Source organism: Streptomyces sp. NPDC014991, assembly GCF_043080665.1.
In the GTDB taxonomy this organism is placed as follows: domain Bacteria; phylum Actinomycetota; class Actinomycetes; order Streptomycetales; family Streptomycetaceae; genus Streptomyces.
In genome coordinates, this window is sequence record NZ_JBIBVY010000046.1 from 1 (window position 1) to 9,064 (window position 9,064).

The window sequence follows — 9,064 nt, forward strand, 5'->3', positions numbered from 1 at the left end:
GACTCCAGCGAACGACTCGGCCGACGCAGGTGGGTCATCGAGCGCACCATGTCCTGGCTGACTGGCTACCGCCGTCTCAACCACCGCTACGAGCGCAACCCAGGCAACTCCCTGGCCTTCCTCGGACTCGCCGCCGCCCTCTGCTGCTACAAACGGCTCCTCAAACTGACCATGTAGGACACGGTCTTAGGGCTTTTTCATCTTCGCCCCGCACACTGGCCGTGTAGGCACCATGCGCGGTTGGACGGTGCGCGTTCGCAGTCTTGGCAGCCCGCCGGGGCCCGGACGGCTGTCACGGCGTAGCGGCCTTGCCTTGACCGGCAAGGCCCGCGATGGACTGACGCCTGAGGGGGAGACTCAAATGAAGGATGCGTTGCGGCGTATGAGCCTGCGGTTACGGCTTGGACTGGCTGCTGCCGCAGCCGTAGCCGTGGCTGTCAGTGCAGTCGCCATGGCGTCATGGCTCATCACTAGACAGCAGTTGACTGATCAACTGGATAGGAATTTGCGGAACGTTGCGGCTTCGCCTCGCTACGTACAACAACTGTTGATCGCGTGTAGTGCAGAGTCAACTGCAAGCGGACAGCGAAATGAGACACCTACCCCGTACATGGTGCAGGTTGTTACCCCGGATGGAACGATCTGTGCCGCTCCCGACAATCAGACGTTCGAGGTCTCCGGAAGCGACATCGCTGTTGCTCGCGGCGTTTTAGGGTCAGCCGTTCATGACGCCACTACCCAAGATGGGAGAAAGGTACGGGTTTCGACCACTCGCCCCGATATGCCTCCAGGGATGCCGGGTCAGTACGCGGTCTCAATCGCGCAATCACTCAATGTCGTAGAAAAGCCACTGAATAACTTGGCGTTTCTCCTTCTGATGATTGCAGGGATTGGTGTCGCAGGTGCGGCCACGGCTGGTATCGCAATCAGTCGAGCCGGCTTGCGCCCAGTACAGGATCTCACGGATGTCGCGGAGCGCATCGCGCACACTCAAGACCTGACAGTCCGCATTCCTGTCCACGGAAAAGACGAGATTGCCAGACTCTCCAGGACCTTCAATACCATGACCGAGACTCTTGCTGTGTCACGTGATCGACAGCAACAACTCATTGCTGATGCCGGACACGAATTGCGCACTCCCCTGACGTCACTCCGAGCGAACATACAGCTTCTACTCCGGAGTCATACTTCAGGTCGGAAGATTCCTGAACAGGTCATGAGAGAGCTACTGCATTCCGTTGAATCCCAGGTGAGCGAGCTGGCCACGCTAATCGCCGACTTGCAGGAGCTGTCTAGGCCAGATGCCAATCTGGGCAAAGAACCGGTTCCCGTCGTCGCACTCCACGAGGTGGCCAGCCGTGCACTGAAGCGTGTGAAGCATCGTGCGAGTGGGCTGGATTTTACCAGCGAGCTAGATGAGTGGTACGTGTCTTCAGATCCCGCCGCTCTCGAAAGAGCCGTAGTAAACCTGCTGGACAACGCTGTGAAATTTTCACCTCCCGGAGCTGCTGTAAGTCTCCAGCTCCGCGACGGCCGACTGACCGTGAAGGACCAAGGACCGGGCATCTCTGCCGACGAGTTGCCCCGCGTATTTGACCGCTTCTGGCGCTCGCCAACCGCCCGCAGCTTGCCAGGCAGTGGCCTAGGATTGGCCATCGTGGCGAAGGCCGTTCAACAAGCTGGCGGGACGGTAACGCTCCAAGCGGCCAAGCCACAGGGAACTGAGGCGATAATAAGCATTCCTGGCACTCGTACATCTCCTCCGCCGATATGCCGGGAAGGTTAAACTTGCATCCGGAGCCGCAACGCGCCCACTCCAGCAAGCCAGGGAATACTGAACCTGCTGGAGCAGCTTGCGAGCAGCGTCACGCAGGCCATTGCTGAGCCCCCCGCTTGCGGAGGCGCTCAGCAGTTCCGACAGCTTGTTAAGGTCAAGAAACGACGAGTTGCGTATCGGAGCAGGACGACCAATTGCCGTTAACGGCGCACACCCAGAATTGGTACGAGTGGTTCTCCGGGAGGTCGCGCTTGTCTGCGTCAGTATACGGAGCGCTGTGGCCTCGCGTAGAGGCGATCTTCGGCGGGCTGCTTTTCAGATGTGCCTCGATCCCATAGCCGTCTGCGCCCGAGTCGTGGGCCACGACTATGTCACCGTCGGCTATAAAGTCGGCATAGCCGGCCGGTATCCCCTTGGTGCGGTTGGTCACCAATATCTCGACGTCCGTGACTCCCGGTGGATAGTAGAAAGAGAAACTGAAATGATCCTCCGTGGATGCGGCATTTGCCGGATTGGCGCCAGTCATGACCAGTCCGGCCATGAGCGCTAGGCCCCCTACGCTCGCCGCAAATCGCTTCCTTAACCGCGCCATATGCGTTCCTCCCTGTCCTTCAGGCGTGTGATCGCTTGATCAGCGTGGGACAGGATGGTCCGGGCTTGTCGAAATACACAACAGCTCTTGTTCTGTTTCATGTATTTCTGGTCAGATTGTCGATGTCTCGAACGGGGGTGTCGGGTAGTGCCGCGGGTGGTGTACGGCTATTGAGGTCGCACTCGTGATGTCGTGCCGGATCAGGCGGGTCTGATGGTCAGGCCGGTCTCGGCGAGGCAGCCGGGCATGAGGTCACTGCGGTACTGAATCTGCCGCAGGCCGCGTCGGATGCGCTGGACGAGGTGTTCGGGGTTGCTGAGGGCGACGTTGGAGAGCTAGCCGCGTCGCAGGAGGGACCAGATCCCTTCGACAGGGTTGAGGTCGGGTGCATAGGGCGGCGGGTAGTAGATGGTCAGCCAGTCCCGGGCATCGACGAACTGCCGGAGGTCGGCGGCCCTGTGGACGTTCAGGTTGTCCCAGACGAGCACGATTGGGCAGTCGAGCTGCTGGTGGGCAGCGATCAGCAGGTCTGACAAACAGGCGGGCAGCAGGGCACGTCGTGGCTCTACAGACGTCGAGTAGCAGCGTTCCTACCGCAGTTCGGGGAGCACTTCGGAAGTCGGCCCCGAGCTGTTGGTCACGACGATGGACAGGACCGCTCAGCGCTGAGGAAGCGGCCCGCCGTCTGATCCCCACCGAAGCCTGGAAGGCGGCGGGCATAGGTGGCGGCTCCGTCGATGGCCGGCCGGAATCAGACCGGGTCGGCCCGCTCGGAGATCGTGTGCGGGATGCCGCGGCGCCGCCGTCAGGACCGGTCCGGCTCCCACTCGGACGTACTTCCTTGTGACGGTGCCGCGACCGCGGGATCGAGCCGTGCCCGGGCGAGGGCGGTCGGTCGGTCCGTCGGTCGGCGGGACGGTCAGCCCCTACCCGCCGCATATCGGGCGGCAAGCCCTGCTTGCCAGGCGGCCGTTGGGGAGGCCAGCATGGCGGCCTGTGCCGGCAGGCGCCGAAGGGTGGGGGATGACCGCGACTGGAGTTGGCGACGACTCGGCGGCCCGTCGGCGAGCGAGCCGAAAAGCGGTCCGCCCATCTCAATGGATGGCGGCCTCGCTGGTGGTCCTCGCCGCAGGCGCGGCCGTCGTCCTGTTCTTCACGGCCGAGGTGTGCGACCAGCAGTTGGCCTCGAACGGCACCGTCGTCAGGGTGTGCCGTCATCCCCAGATGACAGATCCGCCCATGGTCGTCACCGGTCTCGTGATCCTGGTGCTCCTGGGTGTCTTCTTCTCCGAGGTCTCCGGATTCGGAATCACTCTGAAGAGGCAGGTGGAAGAGGCCCAAAGTACAGCGCAGGACGCCATCCGAGAGGCAAGACAGAGCGACGCGAGACACCAGGAGACCGCCGAGGACCTGGCCGACGGGGTGAGAGAGGCGCTCAGCAGGGCGCAGCCCACCGGTAGGCCCGCCGAGCCGCCGCCGGGCGACCCCGTCGATCGGCTGGCGGCGCGGTACAACGAGATCCGGTGGACCATGTCCAGCGGACGCGCGCGGACGCAGGCGATGAGCGACCTGGTGGACGAGATGGTCCGGCTGCTCCGGGGCGCCCGGGATTTCGACGTCGATCGGCATCTCCACAGCGGTGACCGCGGGTTGCGGCTGGCCGCCGCCGCTTACCTGTACGCCAACCCGGATCCGGTGTGGGGACCCGCGCTCGCCGAGGCAGCGGTGACCGAGGACAAGCCGTTCAACGAATACTGGGCGCTGAAGGCACTGCGCGAGGTGTTCAGGGGGCACTGCGAGCAGCTGGACGACGCGACGAGGGCGCTGCTGCAGCGCCGTATGCACGAGCTCGGACCGGGGGTCGACCGTTCCGAGCAGATCCGGAAGCTGCTGCGGGACTGCCCGGCGCGGCACGACGGTCGGACCGTGGTCTGAGGGACAGCCTCAGACGAGGACGGCTGCCAGGCGGCGCCATTCCTCTCGAGGCAGCGAGTCGGGCCACCCGTCACCACCTGGATCGCCACATGGTCCGCGCCCGCCTCGTGGAACGCGTTGAGGCGGGTGTGATTGCGGGGCTCGTCGCCCCATGCGTACAGGGCGTCGACCAGGCGGTCGCTGCCGCCGTCGGTCAGGTCGTCCCTCGTCCAGGCCGTCGCCGTCCTGGCCGAGCCCATCAGGACGCGATCTGGAACAAGATCCAGATGGTCAACAGGCTCCGCTCCCACTTGCGCGAGTACTACCCAGCCGCTCTCCAGGCGTTTCACGGCGCCGGTGCGCTGGACCTGGACTCCAAGCACGCCCGTGCGGTCCTGGCCGCGGCACCGATCTCGGCGGCAGCGGCCCGGCTCACCCGCAGCCAGCTGCGTGCTCTGCTCAATCGCGCCGGTCGGCTTCGGCGCGGGACCGACGCCGAGGTCGAACGACTCAGGGATATCTTCCGCGGAGACTGCGAAGGGCCTGCCGCGACCCGGGAGAGTGGGCCGCTCCCAGGTCGTGCACCCTCCCCCGCCACCACACCTACCTCCACCAGCGAACCGCCGGCCGTATCGGATCCCTCACCCAACTCATCCGCCAAGCCGCCATCACCGCCTTCCACGGCAGCGCCGTGAGCGCTGCATCGCTGATGGTCTGGGGTACGGAGGACAGGTCGCGTGCCTGCTTGAGCCAGGTAAGGACGGCCTGACGGAGCTGGGAAGTGTCTTCCATGCGGCATCAACGTGGCGGACGTTCACTGAGGGTTTTCAACGTGGCCTCTGTCGGGTGACGTCGGCGGTGTGGGTGAGGGGGTGCGCAACGCACAGGGCTCCCGTGCCGTTGAGGGAGGTGTTCGAAGTCTCAACCCATCGGCGCAGGAGCCCTGTTGGTTTTCTATCCTGCCGCACTCGACCTGCCGCATGCGCTGGTCGAGTGGGTCACGATGCTCATCGTCACCCGTGAGGGTGACCGACGGTGCAAAGTCCCGCCGCACCAGCGTGCCCTGGTCGCTCTTGTGTACCTGCGCCGCCACGACAGCCTGGCGCGGATCGCGCACGGCTTCGGGATTTCCGTCGGCACCGCCCACGCCTGCGTCACTGCCGTCGTCGAACTGCTCGCCGACCGGGCCCCCGGCCTGCTGAAGACACTTCGCGCGGAAGAACCTGACTTCGTCCTGCTGGACGGGACCCTCGCCGAGTGCGACCGGGTCGGCGACAGCCGCGCCGACTACTCGGCCAAGCACCGCCGCCACGGGGTGAACGTCCAGGTCGTCACCGACCCGGCCGGCGAGGTGCTGTGGATCTCGCCCACGCTACCGGGACGCACCCACGACCTGACCGCGGCCCGCACCCACCGCATCATCCGGATCTGCGAACGCCAGGGCGTGCCCGTCCTCGCAGACCGCGCCTATACCGGCGCAGGCCCCCACGTCACCACTGGCCTACGACGTCCACCCGGCGGGGAGCTCACCCTCACCCAGCAAACCGTCAACCGAGCACTCGCCCAGGCCCGGGCTCCCGTCGAACGCGGCATGGCGAGGCTGAAGTCCTGGCAGATCTTCCGCAGATCCCGCATCAGCCCCAACCGCATGACCGTCATCGCCAAAGCCGTCCTCACCCTGGAGAGGCAACGCTGAAAACGCTCACTGGCCGCAAGCCCCAACCGCCAGACGTGCCTTCCAGACCGAGGCCGCTTGCTCTGCCGTTGCACGGGCGCACCCACCTGAGACGTGCCGATACCGCGCTGAAGGTCCGGTCGCCGCAGCTGTCGGCTGCCGGGTGCCACCGGTCTCCGGTCTGATTGCCAGTGCCCCCATCTACTCTCTTTTCGGACCTATAGGTCTCGGTTGGGAGGTGTTTGTGGGTACCGCGATTCCGGAGGTCTTCGCGAGTGACGGTGAGACGGACTGGGTGGTCGAGGGCTGGGCTGACGCGGGCATGGCCGCGGGAGACCCGGCGCGGGTGGTGGGCTATCTACTCAGTCCGCTGCGCGGGCAGTACCTGGCGATCATGGATGTGCTTGAGCAGTCGGTGGACCATCTGACCCCGGCGGAGGTGCGTGCCGCGCTCGCCGTCGCGGGGATGGAGCTGGCGCTGACCGTCGTGACCGCGCGGTTGCGCGCGCTCAGTGACACGTTCCTCGCCGTCTCCGGGCACCCGGACTCGCACGTCGAGCGGTAGCACGAGCTGAACGGGGCACGCTGGCGGTACAGCGCGACACCGCGAGGACGCCTGGTGCAGCGGCTGTGGGCGCAGATGGCCAGTGACGGCCTCGTGCCCCGGGAGATCCCCATCGACGGGCTGTCCAGGATCCACCGGGCCCTGGCCGCCCTGAACGGCGATGAGGCCTTGGACGCCAGTCTGTCGGACCTATCGGGGCAGGTGTTCGTCGAGCACGATCACCTCGACGGAGCGATGGTGGGCCAGGCGGACATGCTGGCGCAGCTGGCCGACCGGTTCGACCTGGATCTGCGGGCGACCGGTGAGCTGAAGCAACTGATCCTGGAGTACGCCATACATGTGGTGGTCCAGCTCGATGCGGCCGTGGTCCGCATCCATGCGGAGCTTGTCAGGCTGCGGCTGCGGCCGCGTTTCGCCGAGCTCGCGGCAGCGCGGCGTCGGCAGTCTCCCGCTGGGGTGCTGTTGACGCGGGGGGACTGGCACCTGCGCGGGGGCTGCGGGCGGCGGACTGGGAGCAGCTGCTGGGGTGGTTCTCGCCCGGGAGCGGCAAGGCGGCACGGTTCGGGCTGCAGCTGGTGCGGGCGATTCCGATGTTGCATGCCAATCTGCTGCGGCACCAGAGTGTGGCCGCTCCGGCGACGTTGCGGGCGCGGGCGCTGTCACTGGCGGTTGCCTGCCGGGATCCCCGCTATGGGCGGGCAGTGCTGCACCAGGTCGTGGCACGAGGGTCCTCGGGTGGCCGCGCTGGCGATGCTGCGTGCCAGCGGACAGAGCTCCCCTAGCCTCCCCGTTTCAGTTGGGTTGGCTGAGCTGGGCTGACTGTGGTGGCCTGTGGCTGTGGGCGGGTGGGCATGGCTGGGGTCCGGCGCTCGGCCGGGTGCTCCAGGGTTCCTCGGGTGAAGACCCGCTCCCAGGTACCGTCGACCACCCACATCCGCAACCGGCAAGCCGCTGCGGCAACACGTCATGCACGTCAAGCAGTTGAGCGGGGCCAAGCAGAGGCGGGCCGTCGAGGTGTCGGGGCTCCGGCTCCAGGACCCGCACTGCAGGATCCTCGGCATGGCGGTGTCCACGGTCGACGTCACCGACCAGGAGCGGACCCGTGACTGCGGGTGCATCCTGGGCCGTGGCGGACGGCGTTGGTGATCAGCTCGCCGACGATCAACTCCGCGCTGAGAGCTGTCTCTTCACCGTTGGGGTTGTCCCGTGAGGGCCATGTTGTGGAGGCGGGCAACGCCGAGCATGGCCTGAGAAGGCTCAGCCACCGGACGGCAGGCAGATCATCGCACCTCCGAGGCCCCGATGAAGCTGGGATCGCTGCGCACCGGCCGCGCTCGGATGGGTGAGCGCCGGGCCAGCAGCCATCCCATCAGCGCGGCGGCGAGGTGGCGAAGGCCGCGGTCAGGCCGGTGGCATCGGCCAGTTCGGCCAGTAGACGGGAGCCGGCATGGCTGACCACCCCGTGGCCGTCGGCCGAGACGACGAGTTTGGGGCGCGACCCGGTAGTGTGCACGCAGAAAGTGCCTTCCTGCTGTGATGACAGAGACCTTCGACAAGCCTCATCTTCCCAGTTCAGGAGGCACTTTCGCTTTCCCGCTCAAGATCCGGACGCCGCAGCAAGTGAAACGGCGAGGCTAGGGGCAGGGCGTCGGGGCGCAAACCACGCGATGAGAGTGCGGCGGCACAGCGGCAGGCGGAGCGGCAGGCGGAGCATGCCGGGGCGGTGGCGGAGGTTCTGTCGGGAGCGGGCCCTTTGTCGGAGCGTGCCTGCCGGTTGGCGCTTCGGGCGGTCATGGCTGCCGCGCGGGCGCCGGAGGATGCCGCGGGGCACGTCGGTCAGGCTGAGGGCGTGGGGTGCACGCTGACGGCCGTGGAGGGGGTGGTGGGGCGGGTCGGCGGTGTGCGGTGGTCGGCGCTGGTGCCCGGTCGGCGCATCCTGTTTCAACCGCCGAACCGGGCGGTCGCCGCACGGCGGGTTCCGGCGGGCTGGCCAGCTGGCGGTCGTGTGAGGACGAGCAGGAGGCCGTCGCGTCGCTGGTGCGCCGGCTGAGGGCACAGACCTGGCTGGTCGGCGGGCGGGACGACGAGGTCATCGAAGCGGTGCACCGTCATGCCGCGGCGGTGCGGTCGGCCCTGGAGGCGGTGGGCTGCGCCGTGACGGTCGAGCCGGATCTGGTGCGGGTGCACACGCCCGTGGAGCCGGCCGGTCTGATGCTTGACGGGGCGGCCCACGGCGCCGAGTCTGTGCGGCCTTCGCCGATAGTTCGCCGGCAGAAGGTGCCACCGGGACCGGCACGTCCATGAGCGCGAGTTCGGCCGGGTCGGCCACGGCGGTGAAGGTCAGAAGGGAAGGCAGGATGCCCTGCTCACTTCAGGAGATGAGGCAGCTCCAGATGTACACAGCAAGGTGCTCCTCTCCGAGGCGGCCGGAGAGGAGCACCTTTGTCTAACTGGCCCTAACAGAAGTCGTTGATCATGTGACTATCGGCGAGACTGCTCGTTGGTCTGGTCGTGGGAAAGCGTCAGTCGCGGCCGTGGGTC

Annotated in this window: 10 protein-coding genes and 1 pseudogene; 8 read left to right on the forward strand and 3 right to left on the reverse strand. The window is 66.5% G+C overall.

Translation table 11 applies throughout. From position 1 onward, the window contains the following. Positions 1–177: transposase (locus ACF1BE_RS34765; RefSeq protein WP_392202996.1), on the forward strand; the 177-nt coding region annotated here is incomplete at its 5' end. 136 nt (positions 178–313) lie between these two features. After that, positions 314–1,786: a sensor histidine kinase gene (locus ACF1BE_RS34770; protein ID WP_392202988.1), complete on the forward strand. Its 1,473-nt coding sequence runs from the start codon at positions 314–316 to the stop codon at positions 1,784–1,786. Positions 1,787–1,931: 145 nt separating this feature from the next. Here ACF1BE_RS34770 and ACF1BE_RS34775 read toward each other — a convergent pair whose 3' ends face one another. Both ACF1BE_RS34775 and ACF1BE_RS34780 read right to left on the reverse strand, forming a co-directional pair. Then, complete coding sequence (locus ACF1BE_RS34775; RefSeq protein ID WP_392202989.1) at positions 1,932–2,318, reverse strand: hypothetical protein; 387 nt, start codon at positions 2,316–2,318, stop codon at positions 1,932–1,934. 251 nt (positions 2,319–2,569) lie between these two features. Next, positions 2,570–2,929: pseudogene (locus ACF1BE_RS34780) on the reverse strand (transposase); the annotation flags it as partial. Between the two features lie 541 nt (positions 2,930–3,470). On the opposite strand from ACF1BE_RS34780, the gene ACF1BE_RS34785 reads away from it, so the two are divergent. The 5 genes from ACF1BE_RS34785 (at position 3,471) to ACF1BE_RS34805 (ending at position 7,669) form a co-directional block, all read left to right on the forward strand. After that, positions 3,471–4,304 carry a hypothetical protein gene (locus ACF1BE_RS34785; RefSeq protein ID WP_392202990.1) on the forward strand — a complete coding sequence of 278 codons (834 nt, stop codon included), beginning with the start codon at positions 3,471–3,473 and terminating at the stop codon, positions 4,302–4,304. Positions 4,305–5,229: 925 nt separating this feature from the next. Further along, entirely contained in the window at positions 5,230–5,979 is a 750-nt protein-coding gene (locus ACF1BE_RS34790) for a transposase family protein (RefSeq protein WP_392202991.1), read from the forward strand. A 223-nt stretch (positions 5,980–6,202) separates the two neighbouring features. Beyond that, positions 6,203–6,523: a hypothetical protein gene (locus tag ACF1BE_RS34795; RefSeq protein ID WP_392202992.1), complete on the forward strand. Its 321-nt coding sequence runs from the start codon at positions 6,203–6,205 to the stop codon at positions 6,521–6,523. A gap of 54 nt (positions 6,524–6,577) precedes the next feature. Continuing rightward, complete coding sequence (locus ACF1BE_RS34800) at positions 6,578–7,342, forward strand: hypothetical protein (protein ID WP_392202993.1); 765 nt, start codon at positions 6,578–6,580, stop codon at positions 7,340–7,342. A gap of 147 nt (positions 7,343–7,489) precedes the next feature. Then, the gene (locus ACF1BE_RS34805) at positions 7,490–7,669 is read left to right on the forward strand and encodes a hypothetical protein (RefSeq protein ID WP_392202994.1); all 180 of its coding nucleotides are present in this window, start codon (positions 7,490–7,492) and stop codon (positions 7,667–7,669) included. 223 nt (positions 7,670–7,892) lie between these two features. Here ACF1BE_RS34805 and ACF1BE_RS34810 read toward each other — a convergent pair whose 3' ends face one another. Further along, complete coding sequence (locus ACF1BE_RS34810) at positions 7,893–8,036, reverse strand: hypothetical protein (protein WP_392202997.1); 144 nt, start codon at positions 8,034–8,036, stop codon at positions 7,893–7,895. A gap of 392 nt (positions 8,037–8,428) precedes the next feature. Between ACF1BE_RS34810 and ACF1BE_RS34815 the strand changes: the two genes are divergently transcribed. Continuing rightward, positions 8,429–8,827 (forward strand): hypothetical protein, encoded by a 399-nt coding sequence (locus ACF1BE_RS34815; RefSeq protein WP_392202995.1) that lies wholly within the window; start codon positions 8,429–8,431, stop codon positions 8,825–8,827. The last annotated feature ends 237 nt before the right edge of the window (positions 8,828–9,064 follow it).

What these genes read in the sequence shown, in the direction of transcription:
- ACF1BE_RS34775 (WP_392202989.1), bottom strand. Translation starts at nt 2,318, where the DNA reads ATGGCCGGACTGGTCATGACTGGCGCCAATCCGGCAAATGCCGCATCC.
- ACF1BE_RS34785 (WP_392202990.1), top strand. Translation starts at nt 3,471, where the DNA reads ATGGCGGCCTCGCTGGTGGTCCTCGCCGCAGGCGCGGCCGTCGTCCTG.
- ACF1BE_RS34805 (WP_392202994.1), top strand. Translation starts at nt 7,490, where the DNA reads ATGCACGTCAAGCAGTTGAGCGGGGCCAAGCAGAGGCGGGCCGTCGAG.